The following is a 24,173-nucleotide window of genomic DNA, read 5'->3' on the forward strand; positions in this document are numbered from 1 at the left end:
AAGGCCATGGGTAGGAGCACGTCGTCCGAGTCGATCATGGTCGCGCCGGCCGCTGCGTAGCCAGACGAAGCGGTCCGGGTCGTCCAGGTCCAGGAACCGGCCGCCCACGGTGACGCCGACTGCCCCCTGCGGGTGCGTCCGTCTCAGCCGGAAAGACGGGAGCGTCCGCCTCAGCCGGAAAGACGGGAGCTCGCCGACTCGGCGGCACGCCGGTACTGCTCGTTGATGCGCTGGGCTTCTTCGAGCTGATCCTCGAGGATCACGATCCTGCAGGCGGATTCGATGGGGGTGCCCTGGTCCACTAGCTCCCGCGCACGGGCGGCAACGCGCAGTTGGTATCGGGAGTAGCGGCGGTGGCCGCCGGCGGAGCGGAGCGGGGTGATGAGTCGGGCTTCGCCGATGGCGCGGAGGAAGCCCTGGGTGGTGCCGAGCATCTCTGCGGCCCGGCCCATGGTGTAGGCGGGGAAGTCGTCGTCGTCCAGGTGGCCGCCGAGGGGACCGGTCGGATCTTCTGCTGTCATGTGTACCTCTTCTACGGAAACGCGTGGAGGGGCCCTGGCGCCTATTGGCACCAGGGCCCCGAAGGAATTGCTACACCATCTGCCGGCCCTGATCGTGCGCCGGCCTTCTGTGTCCGCGTGCCCGACCGGAATGCTGTCGGGCCTGCGGGGATCGCGGTTGCTTGACCGGAGACCACCTCACTATCGATGTCCTGCGGTACCCGGGCTCAACGCTTCTGCCCGGGCGATCCTGATGGTGCTCGGCTCCTCCGTTCTTCCCTCTGGGACCAATCTTTTACGGGTACTGCGTACTGCACCTACAGCTACGGCTGGGTCATGCGAACTGCTCAGCGGCCTGTCATAGCGCCGCTCTCCGGCAGCCAGCCCCGTTGCCCATCGTGCGTCTGCTCTGGCTTGGAACCCCACTGCCGAACCTCCCGGTGCGCGCGCCCGCAGCCGACGCCTTCACCGAGGTACCGCTCTCACTGAACTTCACTGCTGGGCACTTCCACCTGCGTCAACTGCGATTTGCTCGCGGCGGCCCCTGATCACTGCGGGCCACCCGGTCCGGCCGTCAGTCCCGTCACCATCCTGCACAAGCTGTGGCTTCAGCACTCCACGACCGCACCGCACTACTGAACTGCACCTACAGGTACTTCGGGTACTGCTGCCCGGCAGTTCGTCTCTGCCAGGCTCTTCGGTCTCTCTGGGCTACGAGAGAAACCATAACCAGACCACAGCCCAATGTCTACTTCGGCGAGCATAGATTTCCGTGACCGCCTCGATGAGGAATCTGGGTGCCCCGCAAGGAGGAAATCGCAGCCGGCGGGATGGCTCGGTGGCATGCCCGCGACGCGAGGGAAAAGATCAAGGACAAGGACACCTTCAAGCACTGACCTGGGCCGCAGCCCCCGGCCGATCAACCGGTCAAGCGGCGGTGGACTGCGGCTGACGCAGCTCGGCCTGGCCGAAGAGGAGCGCGTAGCCGCCGGGAAGCCGGCGCAGGATGCGGGCGAGGAGGTAAGGGCCGGCGAGGCGGCCGACGACGGTGAGGACGGCGCCGACGTTCCAGCGGACGGTGGCGGGGGTGGCGCCGGTGCATGCGGCCAGGTCCTTGACGAAGCCCCACCCGGTGAGGTGTTCGGTGTCGGGGATCTGGGCGGTCAAGGTGAGCGCGGCTTCGACGGGCAGGCAGTGTGCGAGGTCGACGCGCTCGTCGCCGGTGATCTGCCGGCCGAGGGCGGCGAGGACGGTCCGGAGGACTTCCGCGGCGCGTTCGCGGGTGGGGTAGACGCCTTCGTAGCGAACACGTTCCAGCATCTGGTCGAACGTCATGACCGTCGGGTGCGGGTTCGCTCGAAGCTGGTCGTACATGGCTGCGGATGCCTTTCTCGTCAAGGCGCGTGGGCGCCGGTGGTGGTCAGGAGGGCTGGGGGTGGCCGAAGAGGAGGTCGTAGCCGGGAGGGAGCTGGAGCAGCACCTCGCGGGTCAAGTCGTCGCCCGCGGCGGCCGTGACGGTGGACAGGACCGCGCCGATGTCCCACAGAGCTGTCTTTTCCGTGGCGCCGTCGATCCAGGCCGCGGTCGCGCGCACGAAGCGTTCCGGGGAGAGCGGTTCGGCGGCCTGCAGGGGGTTGAGCAGGATGAGGGCGTACGTCTCGGGAAGACGGGCGGCGATCTCGGCTCGCACCGTTCCGGCCAGGTGTGCACCGAGCAGGGCCAGGACGACACGGGACGCCCGCTCGGCCTCCTCACGAGTCCGGTATTCGCCGTGTTCCTGGACCTGGGTCAGGAACGCTTCCGGGCGCATCGGCATCACATCACCTCCGAGAGAGGAAGGGAGCCGGCCGGGCGGGCGCGGAGGACGGGAGCCGGAGGGGATCGTCGCCCCATCCTCCGCACGCTGGGAGGTCGGCTTGTTCAGCTGGAGATCTGCTTGCGGCTGGACTCGCCGCTGATGCTGATCTTGCGGGGCTTGGCGCGCTCGGCGATGGGGATCCGCAGGGTCAGGACACCCGCGTCGCCTTCCCTCGTACACGGTGACGGAGTCGGCCTCCCGGCGCCCCCGGCGACCCTCCTCGCGCTCGGCGTCCAGGCGTCCGAACACCCGGTCGCGCATCGCCCTCCAGCGCACGGCAAGGAGCTCCGCGTCCACGTCGTACGTGGCGGCTTCGCCGACCGTCCGGGCAACGTCTGCGGTGTGGGCGAACATCTTGCTCGGAATGCAGCCCGCGTTGAGGCAGGTTCCACCGAACCACTTCTCCTCGACGATGGCCACGTCCAGATCGGCGAATGAATCGTCGATCACGGCGTTGCCGGATCCCGCACCGATGACGACAAGATCGTGCTGACGCATCACGCCAGGCTACGAGGCCGACCGCGCCCGGGGCGTCGGGCGCGCCAGCCGCCCCGAAGACGACCACATCAGGCATGGCAAGGGTCAGGCCCGCGAGATCGTCACGGACGTCGCCGGTGTTGACCAGCAGGCAGTGGGCGCCGGGGTGGTACTCCCGCAGGTATGCGGCGGTGACGGCGGGTGCGGCAAGGATGTCGTGGACGCCGACGGAAAAGCCCGCCCCGGCCTGGACGACGACCTGCGCGATCTCATGGGACGACAGCGCGGCCAGACGTGCAGTCCTGGCCGCGCTGGAATACCTCGCCGCTCCCCTCACCTGATCTGCAATCCTCAGCCCGTCACCCGAAAACTGCGGGGCTGGGCTCCGGTGTCCCCCGGACCGGCGGCCGGGCCGTCACTTGGTCCCGGAAGCGACGGGCCCGCCGGGCCGCACCCGACGGTCCGGCCGTGCGACCAGCGCGCACCGTACTACCGGCCCCCAGACGCGTTCTCTGCCGCCTGGAGAGCCTGATTGGCGATGGTGAGGGCCTCTTGGTCGTGACCTGCCGCCTTCGCCGCCCGGGCCTGGCTGAGGGAGACGCGCAGCAGCTCGACCGTGTGCTCCGGCAGAGCATCCGACGCCACGGCGTCTTCCGATTGAGGCAGTACCGGGATCAGGTGTGCAGGCGGCTGTTGGAACCGTCCCGGTCGCCGGCGGTGTCGTCGTTGAACCAGTAGTCCCCGGCGGCCAGATAACGGAAGGAGTGAACGCTCTTGCTGGGCAGCGCGACCGTGACCGCTCGCTTGCCGTCCTTGCGGGTCTTGAGGGTGTGGACGCCGGGCTGCCAGCCGTTGAAGTCGCCCACCACGCTGACCGGGCCCGGCGGAGCGTCGGCGGGAAGGACGAAGGTGACCTCGGTGCGGTCCTTCTTCAGCATGCGCTCCAGCATGAACGTACTCCTGACATCGCAGCGGATGGGGCACAGGCGCCCATCGTCGGCTTTTGCGGGGCGGGCCGCACTGCGACGCCCGGCCCCTTCCCATATATCACCTGATCGCCATACAAAGTCACACATATGGTGCGATGAGTCACTGTCTGTGTCAGTGTGGTGCAGAGGATCTTCATTCGCGCGCCACCGAGGGAGTCGCCGTCATGGGCGGTCAGCAGGACAAGCGCCAACAGCCGGGCAAGGATCGCGAGCGAGAGGACCTGGAGGCCACCGGCCAGGATCCCGTTCACCCCGGATCCGCGGAGCGCGCCCGAGGAAAGAGTCCCGAGGAGATGAAGCGTCACCGCGAGGACGACACGACGCGCGAGCGCGCCGGCGACGAGATGCGCGACGAAGAACTCTGACCATAGTCAGAGCCGTCACGCCCACGCACGCAGGACCCGGCCGGGCCCACAGTCACCGGCCGGGTCCTGTCATGCCCGGCGCCGCGGGCGGGACCCCCGTACCCCTGCTGCCGACTGGTGAGAGCCCGACACTGCGACCTGCACCCGGTCAGCCACGCTCCCGCGTACTGAGCGGCGGCGGCCTGAACCGCTGACGTGCAGGGTTCTTGGCGACGAGCTTGCCCCTGACTGAAGGAGAACCGGCCGTCCTATGGTGATGGTGCCAGGGTGAGGACAAGAGGCTCCCCGTGGTGATGGGCCAGCGCCTTCACGTCGATCAGGACGGCCACTCGATCACTGTGTGGTGCAGCCGCCCTGGTCGGCCGGTCGAGCTGCTCGTCGACGGCAAGGTGGTCGCCGCCGATCGCGAGCGACGGTCCGGCTTGACACGGCTGCAGGGAGTCGTGGCAGGGGACCCCTCCAAGACGTTCACGGTGTACCTCAGCCGGCCCGCCGGACCCGAGGGCGAGGCCTTGTGCACCCTGGACATCGACGGCATGCGCTACCTCATGCCTCACGCCCCTCTCCCGCGCAGTCCTGCCGGAACGAGGGTGCGCCCACCGCCGGCGACCACTCCCGGGCAGCTCCTGGCGCGACTACTGGGACGCCGAGGCCGCCACGCCAACGGCGGACCGCGCTTACGGCGTGCGACTGCGCTGAATGCTCCTTTCCGCAACCCGTGACTACGGCAGGCGAAATCTGTTTCAACGACAGGGCACCGACGATTCGCGGCTCAACCGGCCTGCTCCACATCTGACGGACCACGCCCGCGCGCCTACTCACCGTCCCCGGTGGAGCCCGCGAGTACCGTGAGAGGGGCTCCCGGGGCGCACCAGCGGATGGGGTTGACCGTCGTGTCGACATCGAGTCACGAAACGTTCGGCGCACCCTGTTGGGTCAGCCTGCTGACCCGCGATCTCGGCGCGGCGCGGCGCAGAAGGTCTACGGTGCGGTTCTCGGCTGGGAATTCGGACCCGGCCGTCTCGGAGAGGCGTTCGCAGTCGGCTTCGCCGACGGGGTACCGGTGGCCGGCATCGGCTCCCGGCCCCCGGAGCTCGCGGTCCCCGTGGCCTGGACCCCGTACTTCGCCGTGGACGACGCCGGCGGCACGGCGGCACGGATCCTCGAACGAAGCGGAACCGTCGCCGTGGGACCGCTGTCCTTCGGTACGGGACGGGCAGTAGTCTGCGCCGACCTGGACGGGGCGGTCTTCGGGATCTGGCAGGGCGATGCCATCCCCGACTGGGGTATGGGCGGCGAGGCCGCTCCGGCCTGGCTCGAACTGCGCACCAGGAACGCCTTCGACGCCGCCATCTTCTACGGCGAGGTCCTGGAGTGGGCCTGCGAGCACGCCGGCTGCTGCGAGGTCGCGTACGTGGAGGAAGTGCCCCGAGCCGCCAAGAGCACGATCCGTGACCGGACCCTGGCTCGGTGCGAAAGCAAATGACCACGGGCCGCCTTCTTCAACCGGTGCCGCTCGGCGGCGGTCAGGACTATGGGGCAGGCGGCAGGAACAGGCAAGGCAGGAAAGCCGATCAGCAGAGGTAGATCACGACATCAAGCCGGTTCTGTTCATGCGGTTTCGTGGTGCAGGGAGTCCAGGACGACGAGTTCGTCCGCGGAAAGCCGCAGAGCGCCGGCAGCCACGTTCTGGGCAAGGTGGTCGGGATCTCCGGTGCCGGGGATGGCCAGGACGTGGGGGCCCTGGTGCAGGGTCCATGCAAGCCGGATCTGGGCTGTGCTCACCTGGTGGGCGAGGGCGATGGCGTGCACCTCCGTGCTGTCGTCGGCGGTCGCGCCGCCTTCGCGTCCGGTGCCGGCGATCGAGTAGAACGGCACGAACCCGATGCCTTGTTCACCGCAGATGCGCAGGAACTCCTCCTGCTCGGGCGATGCGCCGATGCCGTACATGTTCTGCACGCAGACCACGGGCGCGATGCTCTGGGCCTCGGCGAGGTGGTGGGGGCGGATGTTGGACAGGCCCAGGTGGCGGATGAGTCCGGCCTCGCGCAGTTCGGCGAGTGCGCCGAAGCGTTCGGCGATGGAATCGGTGCCGACGATGCGCAGGTTCACCACGTCGAGGTGGTCGCGGCCGAGCTGGCGCAGGTTCTCCTCGACCTGGCTGCGCAGCCGCGCGGGGGTGGCGTGCGGCAGCCACCGGCCCGCAGGATCGCGGCCCGGTCCGACCTTGGTAGTGATGACGAGATCGTCCCCGTAGGGGGCCAAGGCGCGGTTGATCAGCTCGTTGGCGGAGCGCAGCGGAGAGAAGTAGAACGCGGCGGTGTCGATGTGGTTCACGCCGAGCTCGACCGCGCGGCGCAGCACATCGATCGCCTGGTCGCGGTCGCGTGGGACGGCGTTGATTGCGAACGCCTCGCCATGCTGGGGCAGGCGCATCGCGCCGAAACCGACTCGGTTGACCGTCAGGTCGCCGAGCTGGAAAGTGCCCGATGCCGCCGCGGTGATCGTCTGTGAAGTCATAGCGGGATGGTCTCCGCGCGGTACGCTGGCCCGCTATTGATTCACACATGAATGAATCTATTGAGGATTGGTCGTCGTGGCAGAGTTGGCTTTCTCGGCGAGCGATCTTGCGCAGGTGCGGTTCGCCGTCTCACCGATGTGGGAGATCGCGCCCAGCTTCCGGCTGCTGACGTCCACCGCCGCGCATCTGGTCCACCGGTCCTGGGTCGACCAGGTACGGCCGCGTGTGGTGGCCGCTGGGCTGGACCGAGGCTGGCTCGCCGAGCTGATTCCGCCCACCGGCTACGTCCCCGACTTCCTCAACCCGGCCCCCGCCGTGCCGGCCCCCACGCTGGCGGCAGAGCTGGATGCGATCCTCGCCTCGCCCGCCGACCGAGTACGCCAGGACCTCGACCACCTCGCCCGCCACCAGGGAACGCTCGGCCCCCGGCTGCGAACCCTGCACGCCGACCCGCAGACGCGCCTCGCCAAGGTCACCGAAGAGATCGAAACGTACTGGGAGCTGGCACTCGCCCCCTACTGGGCACAGATCCGGGAGGTGCTGGACGCAGACATCTTCTACCGGGCCCGCATGGTCGCCGAGCACGGCGCGGGCCGCCTGTTCAACGACCTGCACACCTCGGTGAGCTGGGACGACAATGGACTGCGGCTGGCCCGCCGAAAGCAGCCGCTAACCCGCAAGACGGCAGGTACAGGGCTGCTGCTGATCCCCTCAGCCTTCACCGGACCGGGACTGCGCACCCGGACGACGCCGCCGGATCCACCCCAACTCGCCTATCCGACGCGCGGTGTCGGCTCGCTATGGAAGGCGCGGCCCGTCACCCGGGCCGACGCCCTCGCCGCCGTACTCGGCCGCTCTCGGACCCTGCTCCTGACCGAACTGGATACCCCGGCCTCCACCACGCAGTTGGCCCACCGCACCGGACTCTCCCCGGCCGGGGTATCCCAATACCTCACCGCACTACGCAACGCGGGCCTGGTCAGCGCCCACCGCGCCGGCCGCTCCGTCCTCTACGCCCGCACCACCGCGGCCGAAGCCCTCCTCAAAGCCGCTACCGCTTGAGAATCGACTCAGCCCCCAAAGGACTTCCTGAGCCAACCACTAAAGGTGAAGATCGGCGAAGCGGCCACATGTCGCCGGCCAGTCCGAGGATGGTCACCCGGTCACCTGCGCGGCCCACGCCCGTGGGGCGCCTGCAACACCTACTGTCCCAAGCGGGCGTTGACCGGGTACGCGGCGTCCTCGGATAGCCTTTGACGCCGCTCGTCCTCGTTCACCTGCCGCGTTTCGGAATGGAGCGCAGCGGCCCAGCGTGCTGCCGCTCCCGCCTACTGCCTAACCGCTGAGGAGAGGGGGAAACGCATCTCCTCGCCGGGGTGGCCCACCGCCGAGAGAGGAGTAACCCTCCACTCAAGACCCGGTTGATCCTGCTACCGGTGGTCAAGGAGAGAGAGTGGGTCAGCCCTGCCGCCCCGGCCTCCTCGCGCAGCCCGGGTGGGCCAGACGGCGCGGCGCCCGCGGCGCGACCAGTGAGTCAGCCACACCGTGAAGTCGCCGCCACCTCACGCCGCCCAACGCCAGAAGGAAAGCCCTGTCATGCCCCGGGGTTCCTGCCCCAAGCGGGAACGCGGGCAGGGGGCGACCACGTGCATCTGGAGCAAGCCCGCGCGCGGAGCGATGGGCACGCCGTGACGATGGATGCGATCAGCCGCTCACACAACATGACGATCCGGTAATGAACGAGAGGAACCGCTCTTGAAGAAGATCAAGGCGATCGCGCTTGCCGTCGGGCTCGCCCTGGCCACTCTCCTCCTGATCTCGGCGCCCGTGAACGCCACCTGTGGCAAAACGGTGCACATCGAGGGCAGCGGCACAGGAGCGCTCCGCATCAATACGGAGACCGGCGCCTTCACCGGAGTGGAGTCGGGCGAAGCCAGCCATCTCGGTAACTACACGGTCGACCTGCAGGGCGTCAGCACCGTCGATGCGGACGGAATCGTCAATGCCGACGGCACCGCGACCATCGTGGCCGCCAACGGTGACCGGTTGACGGGAACCTTCGTCACGACCGGCCGCCCGCCGACGCTAACGGTCACCGTAACGATCACCGGCGGTACCGGACGGTTCAAGAACGCCGGCGGAACCCTGACGGTGAACTGCGTCTCCTCCGGCCCTCCGGTCCAAGAGGGGCCCGTGCTCGTCGTCGAGCACGACTGCACGATGGAGGGTGACATCACCGTCTCAGCCCGGCCGCACCACGGGCGGGACCGCGCGTAGACCACGCGAAACGGCCCGGGTCCGGTGCCCCCGAAGGGGAACCGGACCCGGCCCGTGAAGCGACTGCCGACAGAGGGCCCGACTGCGATCCACTCGTGCGGTTCATCGCCGCGTGCCCCGTCACCGGTGCCGACAGCGCTGCGCAGCCGGCAGCAAACCGGGGATGACCATCTCGCTCCAGATGCGCTACCGGGGACCAGCCCCTTTGGAGACCCGCTTGCAAGCGACCGACTAGCAGGCCCCCTCCACCGTCCTAGTAGAGGCGGACGGCATCTTCGTCGCGCCCGACCCAGAGGCCGCCCGCACCCTCTTTGCGGGGGCATACGCCCTCGGGAGGTCAGCGGTTCGCCTGTTGACGTTCCAGGATGGCGACCACCTCTCGGTCGGGGACCTGGGCGAAGTCCTCGTACCAGACCCCCACGGCGTGCGGGCCGGCTGGCTCCGGCGTACCCCTTCGTCTCCTGCTGCGGCTACTCCTTCACCCAGTTCGCGGTCCGCAAGGCCGGCCCGGACTGGAAGAGCGCCATCAAGGTGGCGCTCGCCGCGGACACCGTCTCCATCGCGGTGATGGAGCTCGTCGACAACGGCGTCATCGCCCTGACGCCGGGGCGATGGACGCCCACGCCGTCGTCCACGCCTACCACTGACCCAGCCGTGGCCGTACGGCACCGCGCCCGGCCGCACCTCACGGTGCGGCCGGGCGCGTTCGCGTGGACGGGCGTTAGCTGAAGGTACCGGGGGCTTCGACGGCGGCCGCCCCGGATCCGCCGGCCCCGCGGGGAACGGAGGCACCGACGATGTCCAGCACCGTCAAGGACATGCTCGCCACCTACCCGGCCGACCTCGGCGCCATCGACCAGGCCAAGCTCACCCGCTGCATCGAGGAATGCATCGCCTGCGCCCAGGCGTGCACGGCGTGCGCGGACGCCTGCCTGTCCGAGGGCATGGTGGGCGATCTGGCGAAGTGCATTCGCACCGACATGGACTGCGCCGACATCTGCACCGCCACCGCCGCGGTCCTCTCCCGCCACACCGGCTACGACGCCAACATCACCGCCGCGATCCTGAACGCGTGCGCCATGGTCTGCAAGGCGTGCGCCGACGAATGCGGACGCCACGCGGACATGCACGAGCACTGCCGCCTCTGCGCCGAAGCCTGCCGCTCCTGCGAGCAGGCGTGCAACGAACTCCTCGGCGCCCTCGGCTGACGCTCGCCTGGCCATCCCGCCGAAACTCGAGCACCCGACCGATCCGGCCACGATGGTCGCCTCGCGTCCGGGGTCGCCGGGGAAGAAGCCCGGCACGGTGGCCAGGGCCGCGAGGGTGACCAGGAGGCGCTGTCGCACGGTGGCGGCCTTCGCCGCCGCCCAGCCGAGCGTGAACAGCCAGAAGACCACCACGAGCGGGGCCCCTGACGTCGCCGACGCCCTCGTCGAGCGCCCCATCACGGCTCAGGCCCTCCTCGAGAGTCCCTGACTCCAGGCGACGGCGGCGCCAGCACGCCACGGCACGACACAACGGAGCACGATCAGGCAGCGGTGAACTGGGCGGCGTCCCGGACCGCCGCGTACGCGGACGGCCGACCCATCAGCACACGCAGCGTGAACACCGCATCCTCCACCGCCTGCCTTGCCTCCACATCGGCTGGGCAGGCGGTCAGCCGGACGCGGGCTTCGGTGAACCGGCCCAGGGCCCGCTCCATCTCCATGCGGCTCGGCAGCAACCGCGGCCACGGCGCCGGAGCCTCCGTGCCGGCCGTCTCGGGCTCTCGCGCCGCCTCCACCGTCTCACGCACGGCCCGGTCGATGCCGGACGGCAGAGGGGTGCCGGCCGGGGTGGTGACCATCGCCCGCGCGAGCTCATCCACGCTGACCCCGCCGCGTGCGGCTGCTGCCGACAACACCTGCCCGGCGAGCCGGGCCGGGCCCGGGATGCCCGCCATCAGCATCCCCACCGCCCGGTCGACAACGGGCTGCGGGAGCAGAGGTGTCCCTCGGTCGGGCGAACCTCCTCACGGCCTCGTGGATCAGGAGCATCCGTGGTCATGAAGATCACCGCCTACGAACGAAGGGCTTCCCCTCAGGCCAGTGCCCGAGGAACTCCTGCCCGGTCCGCAACCGACGCATCCGCGGTGGAGCGCTCCACCGTGCCTCCCTGCCCTTCCGAACGATGGCGAACCGCCAGGATGGTGGGCCTTGCGGGCACCGGCGCCCGCCGGTGACGGGAAGGAACCCGCATTGATCACCATCAACCTCCAGTATCACGGCACCTCGATCCTCCTCGGTATCGCCGGAACCCTCGACCAGAACGCCGGCGCCGTTCTCCAGCGAGCCCTGGACTCCGTCGAAAACAGCGACCGCGTCCTCATGATCGACATGCACCAGGTGCCCGCCATGGACGCTGACGGGCTCCTCCACCGGCGCACCGAATGCCTGGGCCTGCACGCCCTCATCGTCGGCTGGCAACCCCAGCCCCAGCAGCTCATGGCCGCCGTCGCCGGCACCCCCGGACCAGGTACCGGGGAACGCTACGCCGTCGCGGGCTTCCGCCGACTCCTCCAAGACCGCGCGCAGCGGGCACGCGACCGTGCCGAGTTCGACTCCGGCTCTCTGCCCCACGCCTAACGCGACCAGGACACAGCCCGGCGCAGGGCATCCTGCCGGGCCCGGACGGCTCCTGCCGCGCGGGCGGCAACAGCGGAGTCCTGCAGGGAACGGCGCAGCAGCCCGGTAGGGCCCACGCGGCTTCCCTTGCGGCCGGCCTGCGGGTCCAGGCCGTCCACGAGATCCAGGAGACGCTGCGGCTCCGGCTGCCAGTTGTAGGCGAAGAACGCGACCCCTCGCGCCTGGAGGCCGCGGGCGAAGGCGATCAGACCGTGCAGACCGCTCACGTCCACGAACGTCAGGTGCCGCATGTCGCAGGCCACCACGTCGACCCCATCGAGGGCCGTCTGCAACCCGTCCAGAGCGGTCGTGGTGTGCAGGTCGAGCTCACCGGTCGGGGTGAGGTGCACCGTCGGCCCGTAGCGCCGCACCGTCAGCTGAAAGTTCATGTGATCTCACCTCGCCGTGACCGACGGGCTGAGGTACGCCCGACCGGATGCGAGCACGGGATGGCCCGCTCCGATCCTCCCCCTACTCGCCGACCGTCCGCAAGCCCGCCTCACCGGAAGCGGGTGAGCGGTTCAGGGAGAGGATTCCCACGCCTCGGGGCCGGCGCCCCGCCACTCCACGAAGCCGGGATCGGTCAGGTCCACATCCTCGGCGTTCTCCAGCCCGGCAGTCGTGAGGAAGGCCCGGATGTCGGACGGGCGGCGCGCGACCCCGATGGCGACACCGTCAAAGCGCACCCGGCGCCAGCCCCGCTCGTCGGGCGGGTAGACGATCAGCTTCGCGGACATAAGGCCAGCCTCTTCCCCGCCCTCCCAGCCGGCACCTCTCCACGCCCGAACAGGTGACAGCAAGCGAGGCGCAGCGAGTGGGTGGACGGCCTCTTGGTACGAACGCTCGTGAGCCCGCTCGGACGCCTTACAGCGGCGCATCGGGGTGGGATCTTGAACGGCCCCGGCCGCCCCGGCCGCCCTGGTCGCCCTGGTCGTATGGGCCCGTGCATCAGGTCATGGCTTCCTGGGCAGGGGTGGTGGCTTCGCGCGTGTTGCTCACGGCATGTGCCGGCAGCGCGCGCTCGGCGTACAGCAGGACTGCCGCGCCGGTCAGGACCATCAGGGCCAGAACCGTCCACAGGTGCCACCGTCCGGCGTCGAGCAGGAATCCCAGCAGCACGGGCGCGATGGTGCGGCAGACAGACCAGGACAGCTGATAGGTCGCCAGGTACCGTCCCCGCAGGTGATCAGGGGCGGCCTGGACCGACAGGCCCTGCGACGGTGCGGAGTGGACGAGCTCGCCGGCGGTGTAGAGCACCGCGACCGCCAGGACGGCGACGACGGCCCGGGTGCCACTGAAGAGCTGGGGAAGGGCCGCGAAGGCGGCGAAGGAGAGCGCGAAGATGAACGCGCCGAACGCGGCTGTACGGGTGCGCCTGCCGCGCAGGGTCAAGCGGGCGACCGGGACACCGAGCGCGGCCACCAGAATGGTGTTGAGCGCGAAGACGGCTCCGGCCAGGGCGTCGGGGATGCCGACGTCACGGGTGAGGAAGATGGGCAGGGCGATGGCCTGGGTGGTGTAGCCGAAGGCGATCAGGAAGTTGGCCGTGGTGATGAGCAGGTAGGGCCGGTCGGCGAGTACCTGCCGGTATCCGCCCCGGGTACCTTCCGGCACTTTGGCCCCGCCGTGAACGGCCGGGATCCGGGACACCAGCACCGCGGCGACGGCGAAGACCGCGGCCAGCAGCACGGCGGCGCCGATGAAACCGGCGCTGCCGTTCCACGCCAGCATCACCGCCGCCGCCAGGCTGCCGAATCCCATTCCGGCATTGCGTAGGCTCCGGTCCCATGCCAGCAGCCGGTCACGCTCGGCACCTTGGGCGATCTCGCCGATGAGGGCGTGCTGGCTGGGCGATGAGGCCCACATCCCCACCGCGACCACCAGGGCGATCGCCAGGAAAGCGGGATAGGAGTCTGCGAGCGGGTACGCGGCGAACCCGACCGCCCGCAACGCGAGCACCCCGATGAGCACCCGCCGGCCGCTGAACCGGTCGATGAGGACGCCCGCGATGGGCATGAACGCCAGGGCGCAGAGCCCGGCGACGGTCAGGCCCAGGCCGATCGACGTCAGCGACAGGCCGGTGAGCGAGTGGACGAACAGCATCGTCAGTGGCACGTAGATGCCGTCGCCGATCGAGCTGACCAGGCTCGCGGAGATGAGCCGGCGCCGGGTGCGGACGCCGGGTTCAGCGGAAGTCGAGTGCACCGCGTCCCCGCTTCAGCTCGGCGAATGCTCCCATACCGGCCGGGGACGCGGGCAGCAGCCAGCGGGAGGTGCCCCAGACAACCGCCGAGGCGGCTTGGGGAGCAAGATTATCTTCCATGGAAGATAGATTATCATCCGTGGAAGATGCAATGGAAGCCATGCGTGCGATGGCGCCTGTCCGGAGCGGCCCGGCGCAAAGATACCTTCCGCAGAAGATATAGTGCAGCCATGCAGCCCGACCCCATCACCGCCATCGTCGACCAGTGGAAGCGCGAGAGGCCCGATCTCGACGCGGCACCGATCCTCGTCATCGGGCGGCTCTTCCGCCTCACCGACGTACTGGACCAACAGCTGCGTCCGCCCTTCAGCGCCGCAGGTCTGGGAACCGGCGACTTCGACGTGCTTGCGGCGCTTCGACGTTCAGGGTCGCCCCATGCCCTGTCCGCGGGCGAGCTCAGCCGCACCGTCCTGGTCACCACGGGCGCGATCACCAAGCGGGTCGACCGGCTCGAAGCCCGTGGCCTGGTCAGCAGATCCGTCGCCGAGACCGATTCGCGCGGACGTCTCATCACCCTCACCGCAGAGGGCATCGACCTGACCGACGAACTCATCGCCGTCCACCTGGACAACCAGCGCCGCCTGCTCGACGGACTCAGCGCAGGCGAGCAGGCACAGCTGGCCCACCTGCTCGAACGATTCGCCTCAACACTGACCCCAGGTGATGGCTAAACACCGCGGGACGTGGCATCCCCGCCTCGTCCGCGCAACATGATCAGCACCGGACCGAGCCTGGCCAGCGGACAGACATAACCCTGTCCACAACTTCGGCTCACCCGCCCATCCCGGCAGCAGCGCAGCCGGACACCGGGCTGCCCGGATCCCGTGTCGTACGGTCCGATGTCGCGGCCGCCCACCGTCCGCAACGGATCTCACCGAGCCCGGTGGTGCCGCCGGTACGGCCGAAGGATCTGAACCCCCTACCGGGAATCAGGCCGCGACGAGCTCCTGCTCGCGGTCCGGCGTCTTGACCTTGGGCTTCTTGTTCGGCAGCGAGAGCCGGAAGACCTTGTGCCACGCGGAGAACACCTGCTTGGGCAGCGGCCCGGTGACGTACTCCAGCTCGTACTTTTCGAACAGCGCGCGCACCTTCACCGCGACCTCGGCGTAGCGGTTGCTCGGCAGGTCCGGGAACAGGTGGTGCTCGATCTGGTGCGACAGGTTGCCGGTCATGAAGTGCATGGCCTTGCTGCCGCTGATGTTCGCCGAGCCCATCATCTGGCGCAGGTACCACTGGCCTCGCGTCTCGCCCTTGATCGACCGGCGCTCGAAGACCTGCACGCCCTCGGGGAAGTGCCCGCACATGATCACCGAGTGGGTCCAGAGGTTGCGGACCAGGTTCGCGGTGAACGTGGCGGCGAGCGTGGGGAGGAACGACGGGCCCGACAGCAGCGGGTGGATCACGTAGTCCTTGAGCACCTGCTTGCGGATCTTGCGACCCACGGCCTTGGCCCGCGCGCGGAACTCCGGGTTCTTGCGGCGGCGCTTGTGCAGGTTCTTGGCGAGCTCCAGGTCGTACGCTGCGATGCCGTACTCGAAGAAGCAGGCGTTGATGAAGTTCCACAGCGGCTGGCCGAGGTGGAACGGGTGCCACGTCTGGTCCTCGTCGACGCGCATGATGCCGTAGCCGAGGTCGTTGTCCTTGCCGATCACGTTGGTGTACGTGTGGTGCAGCTCGTTGTGCGAGTGCTTCCACTGCTCGGACGGGGAGACGTGATCCCACTCCCACGTGGTGGAGTGAATCTTCGGGTCCCGCATCCAGTCCCACTGGCCGTGCAGGATGTTGTGGCCGATCTCCATGTTGTCCATGATCTTCGCCACGGACAGCCCGGCGGTGCCGAGCAGCCACGCGGGCGGGAAGATCGAGAACAGCAGCACGCCCCTGCTGACCAGCTCGAGCTTGCGCTGCGCCGAGATGACCTTCCGGATGTAGGCGGCGTCTTTCTCGCCGCGGCCGGCGATCACCTCGTCGCGGATCGCGTCGAGCTCGCGGCCCAGCTCCTCGATCTGCTCCGCGGTCAGGTGGGCGGTGGGGTCGATGGCGGTCAAGGTGCTCCTACCGTTCGATGTCGCAGGGGCCCGCCGCGGCGGACACGCAGGTCTGGATGAGGACGCCCGGGTCGGCCTCGGTGATCTCGCCGGTGCGCAGGTCGCGGACGGCGCCCGCCTTGAGCGGCGTGACGCAGCCGAAGCAGATGCCCATGCGGCACCCGGAGGGCATGAGCACGCCGGCCTCCTCGCCGATGTCCAGCAACGGCGTGGCGCCGTCGGCGTCGACGGTCTTGCCGGTGGCACTGAACGTGACCTCGCCGCCGTCGCCGACGACGACGATGCCGGCTCGGAAGCGTTCGGTGTGCAGGCGTTCTTGTACGCCGTGCTCGGTCCAGTGCTCTTCGGCGGCGTCGAGCAGTCCAGCGGGTCCGCAGGCCCAGGTCTCGCGCTCGGCCCAGTCGGGCACGAGTTCGGCGAGACGGGCGATGTCGAGCATGCCGTCCGTGTCGGTGTGCAGCTCGGTGAGCCGCAGCTTCTTGTCCGCGACCAGGTCGTGCAGCTCGTTGCGGAAGATCACGTCTTGCGGCTGTGGCGCGGAGTGGACCATGACGACGTCGTCGAACTCGACGTCGCGCAGCATGCCCATCACAGGCGTGATGCCGCTGCCGGCCGTCAGGTAGAGCACTTTGGCGGGCTTGGCCTGCGGCAGCACGAAGTCACCGGTCGGCTGGTCGAGCTGGATCAGCGTGCCCGGTGTCGCCTTGCGGACCAGGTGGTTGCTGACCTTTCCGTCCGGGATCGCCTTCACGGTGATCGTGACGCGGCCGTCCTGGCGGTTCGTCGGCGAAGTGAGCGAGTAGGCACGCCACAGGCGCACCCCGTCGACGTCGACCCCGATCCGCACGTACTGACCGGCCGTGTGGCCGCGCCAGCCCCGTCCCGGCCTGATCACGATGGTCGCGGCGTCCCCCGTCTCGGGGTGCACGGCCTCGATGCGCCCACGCAGGTCGGCGCCCGCACGCAGCGGGCTGACCAGGTCGAGGTAGTCCGACGGCAGCAGCGGCGTCGTGACCATCTCCAGCAGTTTCCACGCCCTACTGCGGAGGGCTGCACTCGTCATGGCTCCAGCTTGATGCGCCTCAGGGCGTAAAGTCCTGTCCGCAGGATGTAAATCTGGTCGGCGGAATTGTTCGCAAGGAACAAAAACATGAGCCATGCAACCCGGAGGGCCACCGAGCTCGCCCTGGATGAGACGACGGTCACAGCTCTTCGGGCCGCGCTGAAGACCACCGCCGACGAGGTCGTAGAGGCGATCATCGACGAGGTCCCGTCCTACGCCAACGCCCTGTCGGGCCGCATGGGTGGCACCATCCGCCGAGCCGTCCGCACCGCCCTGGGGCACTACCTGGACCTCGCGAGCGGGAACGCCACGGGCGGCGACGGCGATGACGCGGCTTACGAGCTGGGCCGCGGCGAAGTGCGCGACGGCCGTTCGATGGACGCCCTGCTCAGCGCCTACCGCGTCGGTGCCCGGGTGGCCTGGCGATGCCTGGCAGCGGGTGCCGTACCCGCAGGTCTGCCCGCCGCCGAGGTCGCGAAGTTCGCCGAGCTGACCTTCGCCTACATCGACGAGCTCTCGGCCGCGAGCGCCGCGGGCCACGCCGACGAGCTGGCCGCCCGGGGCAGGGCCCACGAGCGCCACCTGGAACAACTGGCCCGCGACCTCCTCGCCGGCGCGAGCACGGACGTGCTGCTGGCCTCTGTTCAACGGGCCGGGTGGCAGCCTCCGGTTTCGCTGACCGCGATCCTGCTGCCCGCCGCCCAGGCCTGGCCTGCCTACCGCGCGCTCGACCCGAGCACCCTCGTCCTCGACGATCTGCCGGATGCCACCGGGGTCCTGCTCGTCCCCGATGCCGACCGATCACATCTCTTGCGGCAGCTAGCCGACCGCACCGCCGTGGTCGGCCCGGCCCGGCCGTGGACTCGTGCGTCCGCCTCGTACGCACGAGCCGTACGCGCGCGCTCCCTCTCCTCTGATATTCGCGACACCGAGGACCACCTGCCCGAGCTGGTGCTGAGCGCCGACGCGGACGCGTTCGCAGACCTGCGTGCCCGAGCCCTCGCACCGCTCGGGACCTTGCCCGTCGCGACCGCACGGCGGCTGGAGGAGACGTTGCGGGCGTGGCTGCTGCACCAGGGCAGGCGGGACGAGGTGGCGGCGGCGTTGTTCGTCCATCCCCAGACGGTCCGGTACCGGATGTCGCAGCTGCGGGAGCTGTTTCCGGATCTCGCATCGCCACAGCGGGTCCTTGAACTGACGCTGGCGGTCGGTCTTCGGGTCAGCTGACGCGTACTTCGACCGTCCACGCCCGCGTCCGCGAGCAGTCCAGGTCGACCTCGCCGCGGCGGCGGTGGTCCTGGTGTGTTCAGGCGTTAGCGGATCACTCCGATAGCCTACGGCGGCGTACCCGTTCGGGGTAACCACGGCACCGTCACCATCAAGACGCCGTTTCTTATGGCGCACCCCTTCGTTGATCTGTGCATGACATCTCTGATTGTGCGGCTGGTGCCGAACGAGTTATGGGTGCTATTTCAGCGAGTGGTACCGCCGACCGAGGTCACGCGCCCACAGGGGGGCGGTCGGCGTCGATCCGGTGACCGCGAAGCATTGGCCGCGATCATCTTCGTAGCAGCCTCGGGCTGCGCGTGGAGGCAGCTGCCGCCGGTGTTCGGGCCAAGCTGGCAGACGGTATACCGACGCTTCGCCCAGTGGAGCCGGGCCCGGGTCTGGGCGAGGCTCCACCGCGTCATCCTCGACGAACTCGGCGTCCACGAAGACCTGGAGTGGTCGGGCCGCGCGATCAACTCCATCAGCATGCGGGCCGCAAAGACGAGCCTCTGACGGGATCGAGTCCGACCGGCAGCGACCCGCGGATCGGAGATCCACTTGATCGCCGCCCGGCAGGGACTGCCGCTCCTCACAACCAAAAGAAACGACGCCCAGGCCCCGCCATCTGGAGTAATCAGTCAGTCGTCCGACAACACGTTGAGGGGTACTGCCATGACCACTGCAGCAATCCACCGGAAGTACGATCTGATTTTCGATCGACTCGACGCCGATGGAAACGGCCTTCTGGAATTCGCCGACTGTCGGCGTATGGGCCAGGACGTGATCCGCGCGGGAAACCTTGCCGAGGGATCCGCCAAGGCCGACGCCTTGCGCACCGCCTATGAGGAGGCCTGGAGCAAACTGGCGGCAGCAGCCGACGCTGACGGAGACGGCGCCATCACCCGCGAGGAGTTCAGGGCCGCCATGTCCGAAACCCTGGGACGGCGCGAGCAAGTGGTCGCGGGCTGCCGGGCGGTACTGGAGGCTGAGTTCTCCGCGATCGACGGGGACGACGACGGCCTGGTGCCGACGGCCGACTTTCAGCGCTACCTGGAGGCCTTGGGATCCAGCGCCGAGGAGGCTCGGGCGACGTGCAAGAGCCTGGACACCGACGGCGATGGACAGGTCTCCCGGGAGGAGTTCCACGAAGGCTGGGCCCAGTACCTTCTCAGCGACGACCTGGCAGACGCGGGAAGCCGGTTCCTCGGCAGCCCGGCCTGACCTGAACTGACCTGAGGCGACCGGTGGCCGCTCTCGCTCTGTCCTTACCGAGAGCGGCCACCGGCGCTGTTGCGTGCCGCTCGCGGAGCGCCGGGCCAGGCGGCGGCAGGCTCTGGCGGCCGGCCGGCAGAGCCTGCCGCCGCCTGGCAATTGGGCACATTGGTATCCGAGATGCCTTTACGAGGCGCCCGACTGGCGCCACCAATTCTTCGCGCGGTGCGCGAATTACCATTCCCGGGAGAATGAGTGACGGATATTCTTGGTGTGGGCGAGGGCAGCGCGGTGCGTACGGTCGCATCGCCCGATACGACCCTGTGGGACCTGTTATGTGATCGCGCCATGGAGCAGCCGGGCGCGACAGCGGTTTCCGATCCCCAAGAGAGCCTGACTTACGGACAGTTGGTCACTGAAGCCCGCGGGTTGGCCCGGTATCTGCACGGGCGTGGCGTCGGCCCGGGCGATCCGGTGGCGTGCGCAGCCCCTCGTAGCGTGCGAGCGGTGGTGGCGCAGCTGGCCGTGTTCGCGGCGGGAGCGGTGCACGTACCCGTGAGCGCCGATGATCCGCCGGGCAGGCTCAGGGACCTCATCAGTGGGGTCGGTGCGCGGTGGGTACTTGGACTGTCCGGGCAGGTGCTGCCCGACGGTATCGGCAGGATCGATCTGGACGACCCGGCAGTCCGGGAAACGGTCGCCGAATATCAGGACGGTCCGGAGGTGCCCGGCCCTTCACCGGAGGCGGTGGCCTACATCATCCACACCTCGGGGACGTCGGGGCGGCCGAAGCCGGTTGTGGTCGGGCACCGTGCGATCGCACACACCATGCGTGCGTACGCGCAGGTGTTTCCCGAGCCGGTGCGGTGCATGGCGGTGGTCTCACCGATGACGACGGACGCGTGCCTGCCGGGAATCTGGTGGACGTTGTTGTCGGGGGGTCGGGTCATGCTGACTTCTCCCGATCCCCAGCGCTCCCTCCAGGAACTCGCCGAGCATCTGTCCCGGGGGCCGGTGAGCCACGTCCTGCTCACCCCCTCTCTGTACGGGGCGCTGCTACCGCGCCTGGACAGGCCCTCGCCGGATCTGCGTCAGATCCTGGTCGGCGGAGAGCCCTGCCCCAGCGAGCTCGCCGCCGAGCATCATCGAAGGATGCCGGGGGTCGAGCTCGTCAACGCCTACGGTCCCACCGAGGCGGCTGTGTGGTGCGCCGCGACCGTACTGCGCCCCGGGGATCCGGTCACGGCCGGCACCTCCCTGCCGGGGACCCCCGTACTCGTCGTCGGGGCGGACGGACGGCCCGTCCCGGACGGCGAGACGGGCGAGGTGTGCGTGACCGGAGCCGGTCTGGCGGAGGGCTACCACGGGGATGAGGAGCTGACCGCGGCCCGGTTCGTCACGCACCCGCTGGATCCGCAGGAGCGGATGTACCGCACCGGTGATCTCGGCCGCATCGACGGGCACGGCAGGCTGGAGCTGCTGGGAAGAAACGATACCCAGGTGAAGGTGCGCGGCTTTCGGGTGGAGCCCGAGGGTGTCGCCCGTGTGCTGCGGGAGGTGCAGGGGGTCCGGGACGTGGCGGTGAGCGCCCATCAGGGCCGTCTGGTCGCCCACGTGGTCCCGCAGTGGGACGAGGACAGCGCCGCGAAGCAGCTCCACGAGAACTGGGCCCAGCTTTTCGGGGCACTGGACTTCCGTGACGAGCGCAGCGGCTGGACCAGCAGCTACACCGGCAAGCCGCTGCCGGACGCGGAGATGGACGAATGGATCGCGGCCACGGTGCGTCTGGCCACCGAGGGGGGCCGCCCCGATGCCGTACTGGACCTGGGATGCGGTACGGGCATGATCCTCACGCGGCTCGCCGGGACCGCGTCACGCGCTGTGGGCGTGGACACCAGCCCGGAGACTTTGGCCGCGCTGCGCGACCGGTTGGCCGAAAGCGGGCTGCACCACGTCGAACTCAGGCAGGGGGACGCGAGCAGTGCCGCAGAGCACACCGGTATGGACCTCGTCCTCTGCAACTCCGTGGTGCCCTATCTGCACAGCTCCGATCACCTGGCCAGGACCGTGACGGCGGCGCTGGCCGCGTCCGCACCCGGCGGCCGGGCCATCTTCGGCGACGTGAAGGACCGCACCCTCCAGGATGCCTTCCACGCCTCCGTGGTCCTCCAGGCTGCCACCGATGAGGTGAGCATCGGCGTTCTGCGCGAACAGTGGCGCCGCCGCGTCGCCCTCGACCCCAACCTGCTGGTCGACCCTCGTTGGTTCACCCGCTGCGCGGCGGCCCGAGCCGAGGTCCGGCCGCGCACGGGCCATGCCCGCAACGAGATGAACGACTTCCGCTTCGACGCGATTCTCACTCCCGACGAGCCCGCCGCGCTCATCGACGTGGACCTGTGGCAGCCCTGGCCCGGCACCGTAGATCTGCTCCGTGCCCTGCTGACAGCCGAAGCGGGCCCAGTGGGCCTGATGCAGGTACCCAACCGCCGGACCGCCGGCGCCTGCGCGGTACGCGACGCCCTCGCCGCCGACGGCGCCGGCGATCTCACGGCCGCCGAGCTGCGCCGCCTCGCCGCCCGTGCCGAGGCCGACGCCGTCCATCCCTCCGATCTGGAGGATCTGGCAGCCGAGTTGGGGCGCCCGGTGCGCCTGTCCCGCGCGGCCGGATACCGCGACGGTGCCTTCGACGCCGTGTTCCTCTCCGTCGAATCCCCGTGCCCTGAGACCAGCACCAGCACGGATGCGCCTGTCGCCATCCGCTGGCCCCGTCCTTCCAGCGGCGGTGAAACCCCTTCCACTCCTCTGCACCGCCACGTCCTCGCCCGGGCGGCCGATGACCTTCTCCCGGCGCTGCAGCACCAGGCAGTCACGCGGCTGCCCGAGCCCGAACGACCGGCGCGATACGTGTTCTTGACCGCGCTGCCCACGGGCGCCAATGGCAAGCTCGACCGTGCGGCCCTGCCCGCGCCCTCCACCCGACGCCCCCGCCTGGCCACCTCCTACCGGGCGCCGCAACTGCCCGTGGAGGAGACCGTCGCCGCAGTCCTGGCAAGAGTCCTGGAACTCGACCGGGTCGGCCTGGACGACGACTTCGTAGAACTGGGCGGAGACTCGCTGACGGCGGTACGGGCCGCCGCGCAGATCGGCGAGGCCCTCGGTCTACGCCTGCCGTCCCGCAGCGTGCTGGAGCACCCCACCCCGGCCCGCCTGGCCGCCCACCTCACCACTGCCACCGCCGCCGTGTCCGTCGTCTCTCCGCTGCCTGGTCCACGGGCCGCTTCAAGGGACGACCTGCTCGACCCCGGCCCGGCCGGCGTTCGGCTGGCCGCGAGCCCCACCCACCAGTTCCTGCGGGTCAACGACGACCGGGCCGGCGGACACCTGCCCAGCCACGCACCGCGCTTCGCCCTCGAATGCCACTACCGCATCCGCGGGCCCCTCGACATCCGCGCACTGTCGGAGGCCGTCGACCACCTGGTGCGCCACCAGCCCGCGCTGCGCACCGAGGTACACCTGGCCGGTGACCTCGGTCAACTGCACCAAGTCGTGCGCCCCGCCCGTACCGGCATCCTGCGCCACCAGGCCCTCGACCCGGCCGCGGCCGACAGCCCCGAGGAACGCCTGGCCGCTCTGGACACCGCCGACCCCCTCGACCCGGCCGCCGGCCGCGTCTTCACCGCCACCCTCATCACGGCGGGACCGCACGACCACCTGCTGGGCCTGCGGTTCCACCACCTGACCTCCGACGGCTGCTCCCTCAACATCGTCGAACAGCAGCTGTCCACCCTCTACGACGACGCCTCGGCAGGGCGCGCTCCAGCGCTGCCCGTCACTGACTACCGTGCGCTCAACGCGCCGGAACAGCCCCACGCCCAGGACCTCGCCTTCTGGGCGGACCGGCTCACCGGCGCCCGCCCCACCCTCCTCGTCCCACCCGCCCAGCTGGCCGCGAACACCGCCGGCCACGACTCACTGCTGCGCACCCGCCGCATCCCGCCGACCGCCACCACGGCCTTCCGCTCCCTGGCCCGCGCCGAGCGCCTGACCCTGGCCAGCGTCCTGTACGCCATCTTCGCCGCCCTCGTGGCCGCCGACACCGCACAGGACGAAACCCTGCTGCTCGCCGTCAGCGCCGCCCGCCCCGAAGGCACCGCCCACACCGCCGGTCTGTACGCCCAGGCCGTCCCCGTACGCCATCACGCACCCGAAACCGCCGGCCTGACGGTCCGCCAGGCCCTACAGGCCGCCGGCCACGACCTGCACCAGGCCCTGCGCCACGACAGCGCCTCCCTGCTCACCCTGGCGGGAGCCCATCCCCACATCGGCGAACTCTTCGCCGCCTCCCAGTTCGTCTTCTACGACTTCCTGCCCCCCGTGAAGGGACTGCACCTGGCCGGCTGCGCCACCGACCGCACCGACCAGCTCGACGCCGGCTTCACCGGCCACCTATTCCAACTCCCGTGCGATCTAGGCCTACTGGCCCGAGAGAACGGTGACGCCCTGGACCTGGCCGTCATCTTCGACCCGGCCTACGCCCCGGCCGTCTACGCCGAGAACCTGCTGCGACGCATGGACGATGCCATCACCGCCCTTGCCACATCGGCGGACCGCCCCTGGAAGGGTCTGGTGCCCGCCGACCCCTGGGCGGCCTCCGCCCGCTGACCCGGG

24 protein-coding genes and 4 pseudogenes are annotated in these 24,173 nt (G+C 69.7%); 14 read left to right on the forward strand and 14 right to left on the reverse strand.

The window, feature by feature from the left end:
* Window positions 1-170 precede the first annotated feature (170 nt).
* From AC3IYI_RS02615 to AC3IYI_RS02630, 4 genes and pseudogenes are all read right to left on the reverse strand, one after another.
* The gene (locus AC3IYI_RS02615; protein ID WP_489408653.1) at window positions 171-521 is read right to left on the reverse strand and encodes a MerR family transcriptional regulator; all 351 of its coding nucleotides are present in this window, start codon (window positions 519-521) and stop codon (window positions 171-173) included.
* Between the two features lie 906 nt (window positions 522-1,427).
* The gene (locus AC3IYI_RS02620) at window positions 1,428-1,874 is read right to left on the reverse strand and encodes a DUF2267 domain-containing protein (RefSeq protein ID WP_489408654.1); all 447 of its coding nucleotides are present in this window, start codon (window positions 1,872-1,874) and stop codon (window positions 1,428-1,430) included.
* Between the two features lie 46 nt (window positions 1,875-1,920).
* Window positions 1,921-2,316 (reverse strand): DUF2267 domain-containing protein, encoded by a 396-nt coding sequence (locus tag AC3IYI_RS02625; protein WP_489408655.1) that lies wholly within the window; start codon window positions 2,314-2,316, stop codon window positions 1,921-1,923.
* Window positions 2,317-2,420: 104 nt separating this feature from the next.
* Window positions 2,421-2,522, reverse strand: a pseudogene (locus AC3IYI_RS02630) (Hsp20/alpha crystallin family protein); the annotation flags it as partial.
* A gap of 525 nt (window positions 2,523-3,047) precedes the next feature.
* Between AC3IYI_RS02630 and AC3IYI_RS02635 the strand changes: the two are divergent.
* Window positions 3,048-3,176 (forward strand): hypothetical protein, encoded by a 129-nt coding sequence (locus AC3IYI_RS02635; RefSeq protein WP_489408656.1) that lies wholly within the window; start codon window positions 3,048-3,050, stop codon window positions 3,174-3,176.
* A 148-nt stretch (window positions 3,177-3,324) separates the two neighbouring features.
* On the opposite strand, the gene AC3IYI_RS02640 is transcribed toward AC3IYI_RS02635, so the two are convergent.
* Both AC3IYI_RS02640 and AC3IYI_RS02645 read right to left on the reverse strand, forming a co-directional pair.
* Entirely contained in the window at window positions 3,325-3,480 is a 156-nt protein-coding gene (locus AC3IYI_RS02640; RefSeq protein WP_489408657.1) for a hypothetical protein, read from the reverse strand.
* Window positions 3,481-3,509: 29 nt separating this feature from the next.
* The gene (locus AC3IYI_RS02645; RefSeq protein ID WP_489408658.1) at window positions 3,510-3,785 is read right to left on the reverse strand and encodes an isoamylase early set domain-containing protein; all 276 of its coding nucleotides are present in this window, start codon (window positions 3,783-3,785) and stop codon (window positions 3,510-3,512) included.
* Between the two features lie 203 nt (window positions 3,786-3,988).
* On the opposite strand from AC3IYI_RS02645, the gene AC3IYI_RS02650 reads away from it, so the two are divergent.
* Window positions 3,989-4,189: a hypothetical protein gene (locus AC3IYI_RS02650; RefSeq protein ID WP_489408659.1), complete on the forward strand. Its 201-nt coding sequence runs from the start codon at window positions 3,989-3,991 to the stop codon at window positions 4,187-4,189.
* An 878-nt stretch (window positions 4,190-5,067) separates the two neighbouring features.
* Window positions 5,068-5,612, forward strand: a pseudogene (locus AC3IYI_RS02655) (VOC family protein); the annotation flags it as partial.
* A gap of 188 nt (window positions 5,613-5,800) precedes the next feature.
* Here AC3IYI_RS02655 and AC3IYI_RS02660 read toward each other — a convergent pair.
* The gene (locus AC3IYI_RS02660; protein WP_489408660.1) at window positions 5,801-6,709 is read right to left on the reverse strand and encodes an aldo/keto reductase; all 909 of its coding nucleotides are present in this window, start codon (window positions 6,707-6,709) and stop codon (window positions 5,801-5,803) included.
* 85 nt (window positions 6,710-6,794) lie between these two features.
* Here AC3IYI_RS02660 and AC3IYI_RS02665 point away from each other — a divergent pair, with 85 nt between their 5' ends.
* From AC3IYI_RS02665 to AC3IYI_RS02685, 5 genes and pseudogenes are all read left to right on the forward strand, one after another.
* Window positions 6,795-7,772, forward strand: coding sequence for an ArsR/SmtB family transcription factor (locus AC3IYI_RS02665; protein WP_489411854.1), 978 nt, complete (start codon window positions 6,795-6,797; stop codon window positions 7,770-7,772).
* 693 nt (window positions 7,773-8,465) lie between these two features.
* The gene (locus tag AC3IYI_RS02670; RefSeq protein ID WP_489408661.1) at window positions 8,466-8,987 is read left to right on the forward strand and encodes a hypothetical protein; all 522 of its coding nucleotides are present in this window, start codon (window positions 8,466-8,468) and stop codon (window positions 8,985-8,987) included.
* 468 nt (window positions 8,988-9,455) lie between these two features.
* Window positions 9,456-9,596, forward strand: a pseudogene (locus AC3IYI_RS02675) (DUF4396 domain-containing protein); the annotation flags it as partial.
* A 188-nt stretch (window positions 9,597-9,784) separates the two neighbouring features.
* Window positions 9,785-10,195, forward strand: coding sequence for a four-helix bundle copper-binding protein (locus AC3IYI_RS02680; RefSeq protein WP_489408662.1), 411 nt, complete (start codon window positions 9,785-9,787; stop codon window positions 10,193-10,195).
* Between the two features lie 139 nt (window positions 10,196-10,334).
* Window positions 10,335-10,463, forward strand: a complete 129-nt coding sequence (locus tag AC3IYI_RS02685) for a hypothetical protein (RefSeq protein ID WP_489408663.1) — start codon at window positions 10,335-10,337, stop codon at window positions 10,461-10,463.
* A gap of 52 nt (window positions 10,464-10,515) precedes the next feature.
* On the opposite strand, the gene AC3IYI_RS02690 is transcribed toward AC3IYI_RS02685, so the two are convergent.
* Window positions 10,516-10,929: a DUF5133 domain-containing protein gene (locus AC3IYI_RS02690; protein WP_489408664.1), complete on the reverse strand. Its 414-nt coding sequence runs from the start codon at window positions 10,927-10,929 to the stop codon at window positions 10,516-10,518.
* A 295-nt stretch (window positions 10,930-11,224) separates the two neighbouring features.
* Here AC3IYI_RS02690 and AC3IYI_RS02695 point away from each other — a divergent pair, with 295 nt between their 5' ends.
* Entirely contained in the window at window positions 11,225-11,611 is a 387-nt protein-coding gene (locus AC3IYI_RS02695; RefSeq protein WP_489408665.1) for an STAS domain-containing protein, read from the forward strand.
* Here AC3IYI_RS02695 and AC3IYI_RS02700 read toward each other — a convergent pair.
* From AC3IYI_RS02700 to AC3IYI_RS02715, 4 genes are all read right to left on the reverse strand, one after another.
* Entirely contained in the window at window positions 11,608-12,039 is a 432-nt protein-coding gene (locus AC3IYI_RS02700) for an STAS domain-containing protein (RefSeq protein WP_489408666.1), read from the reverse strand. The two genes, AC3IYI_RS02695 and AC3IYI_RS02700, sit on opposite strands and share 4 nt — an antisense overlap.
* A 132-nt stretch (window positions 12,040-12,171) precedes the next feature.
* Window positions 12,172-12,387, reverse strand: coding sequence for a hypothetical protein (locus AC3IYI_RS02705; RefSeq protein ID WP_489408667.1), 216 nt, complete (start codon window positions 12,385-12,387; stop codon window positions 12,172-12,174).
* Window positions 12,388-12,598: 211 nt separating this feature from the next.
* The gene (locus tag AC3IYI_RS02710; protein WP_489408668.1) at window positions 12,599-13,855 is read right to left on the reverse strand and encodes an MFS transporter; all 1,257 of its coding nucleotides are present in this window, start codon (window positions 13,853-13,855) and stop codon (window positions 12,599-12,601) included.
* Window positions 13,836-13,973, reverse strand: a complete 138-nt coding sequence (locus tag AC3IYI_RS02715; RefSeq protein WP_489408669.1) for a hypothetical protein — start codon at window positions 13,971-13,973, stop codon at window positions 13,836-13,838. The genes AC3IYI_RS02710 and AC3IYI_RS02715 overlap by 20 nt, the downstream gene beginning before the upstream one ends.
* A 110-nt stretch (window positions 13,974-14,083) precedes the next feature.
* Between AC3IYI_RS02715 and AC3IYI_RS02720 the strand changes: the two genes are divergently transcribed.
* Window positions 14,084-14,584, forward strand: a complete 501-nt coding sequence (locus tag AC3IYI_RS02720) for a MarR family winged helix-turn-helix transcriptional regulator (RefSeq protein WP_489408670.1) — start codon at window positions 14,084-14,086, stop codon at window positions 14,582-14,584.
* A gap of 258 nt (window positions 14,585-14,842) precedes the next feature.
* Here AC3IYI_RS02720 and AC3IYI_RS02725 read toward each other — a convergent pair whose 3' ends face one another.
* Window positions 14,843-15,961: a fatty acid desaturase family protein gene (locus tag AC3IYI_RS02725; RefSeq protein ID WP_489408671.1), complete on the reverse strand. Its 1,119-nt coding sequence runs from the start codon at window positions 15,959-15,961 to the stop codon at window positions 14,843-14,845.
* Window positions 15,962-15,968: 7 nt separating this feature from the next.
* Window positions 15,969-17,024 (reverse strand): ferredoxin reductase, encoded by a 1,056-nt coding sequence (locus AC3IYI_RS02730; protein WP_489408672.1) that lies wholly within the window; start codon window positions 17,022-17,024, stop codon window positions 15,969-15,971.
* An 87-nt stretch (window positions 17,025-17,111) separates the two neighbouring features.
* Between AC3IYI_RS02730 and AC3IYI_RS02735 the strand changes: the two genes are divergently transcribed.
* From AC3IYI_RS02735 to AC3IYI_RS02750, 4 genes and pseudogenes are all read left to right on the forward strand, one after another.
* Complete coding sequence (locus AC3IYI_RS02735; protein WP_489408673.1) at window positions 17,112-18,251, forward strand: PucR family transcriptional regulator; 1,140 nt, start codon at window positions 17,112-17,114, stop codon at window positions 18,249-18,251.
* Between the two features lie 195 nt (window positions 18,252-18,446).
* Window positions 18,447-18,881: pseudogene (locus tag AC3IYI_RS02740) on the forward strand (transposase); the annotation flags it as partial.
* Window positions 18,882-18,965: 84 nt separating this feature from the next.
* Window positions 18,966-19,514: an EF-hand domain-containing protein gene (locus AC3IYI_RS02745; RefSeq protein WP_489411855.1), complete on the forward strand. Its 549-nt coding sequence runs from the start codon at window positions 18,966-18,968 to the stop codon at window positions 19,512-19,514.
* Window positions 19,515-19,853: 339 nt separating this feature from the next.
* Window positions 19,854-24,167, forward strand: a complete 4,314-nt coding sequence (locus tag AC3IYI_RS02750; RefSeq protein ID WP_489411856.1) for an amino acid adenylation domain-containing protein — start codon at window positions 19,854-19,856, stop codon at window positions 24,165-24,167.
* The last annotated feature ends 6 nt before the right edge of the window (window positions 24,168-24,173 follow it).

Source organism: Streptomyces sp. GL_148 (assembly GCF_057834205.1).

Excerpts from the sequence above, each read along its gene's own strand:
- AC3IYI_RS02615 (WP_489408653.1), bottom strand. The coding sequence starts at position 521 with ATGACAGCAGAAGATCCGACCGGTCCCCTCGGCGGCCACCTGGACGAC.
- AC3IYI_RS02700 (WP_489408666.1), bottom strand. The coding sequence starts at position 12,039 with ATGAACTTTCAGCTGACGGTGCGGCGCTACGGGCCGACGGTGCACCTC.
- AC3IYI_RS02715 (WP_489408669.1), bottom strand. The coding sequence starts at position 13,973 with ATGGAAGATAATCTTGCTCCCCAAGCCGCCTCGGCGGTTGTCTGGGGC.
- AC3IYI_RS02730 (WP_489408672.1), bottom strand. The coding sequence starts at position 17,024 with ATGACGAGTGCAGCCCTCCGCAGTAGGGCGTGGAAACTGCTGGAGATG.
- AC3IYI_RS02680 (WP_489408662.1), top strand. The coding sequence starts at position 9,785 with ATGTCCAGCACCGTCAAGGACATGCTCGCCACCTACCCGGCCGACCTC.
- AC3IYI_RS02660 (WP_489408660.1), bottom strand. The coding sequence starts at position 6,709 with ATGACTTCACAGACGATCACCGCGGCGGCATCGGGCACTTTCCAGCTC.
- AC3IYI_RS02650 (WP_489408659.1), top strand. The coding sequence starts at position 3,989 with ATGGGCGGTCAGCAGGACAAGCGCCAACAGCCGGGCAAGGATCGCGAG.
- AC3IYI_RS02620 (WP_489408654.1), bottom strand. The coding sequence starts at position 1,874 with ATGTACGACCAGCTTCGAGCGAACCCGCACCCGACGGTCATGACGTTC.
- AC3IYI_RS02645 (WP_489408658.1), bottom strand. The coding sequence starts at position 3,785 with ATGCTGGAGCGCATGCTGAAGAAGGACCGCACCGAGGTCACCTTCGTC.
- AC3IYI_RS02705 (WP_489408667.1), bottom strand. The coding sequence starts at position 12,387 with ATGTCCGCGAAGCTGATCGTCTACCCGCCCGACGAGCGGGGCTGGCGC.
- AC3IYI_RS02735 (WP_489408673.1), top strand. The coding sequence starts at position 17,112 with ATGAGCCATGCAACCCGGAGGGCCACCGAGCTCGCCCTGGATGAGACG.
- AC3IYI_RS02690 (WP_489408664.1), bottom strand. The coding sequence starts at position 10,929 with ATGGCGGGCATCCCGGGCCCGGCCCGGCTCGCCGGGCAGGTGTTGTCG.
- AC3IYI_RS02750 (WP_489411856.1), top strand. The coding sequence starts at position 19,854 with ATGGAGCAGCCGGGCGCGACAGCGGTTTCCGATCCCCAAGAGAGCCTG.
- AC3IYI_RS02625 (WP_489408655.1), bottom strand. The coding sequence starts at position 2,316 with ATGCCGATGCGCCCGGAAGCGTTCCTGACCCAGGTCCAGGAACACGGC.
- AC3IYI_RS02745 (WP_489411855.1), top strand. The coding sequence starts at position 18,966 with ATGACCACTGCAGCAATCCACCGGAAGTACGATCTGATTTTCGATCGA.
- AC3IYI_RS02635 (WP_489408656.1), top strand. The coding sequence starts at position 3,048 with ATGTCGTGGACGCCGACGGAAAAGCCCGCCCCGGCCTGGACGACGACC.
- AC3IYI_RS02720 (WP_489408670.1), top strand. The coding sequence starts at position 14,084 with ATGCAGCCCGACCCCATCACCGCCATCGTCGACCAGTGGAAGCGCGAG.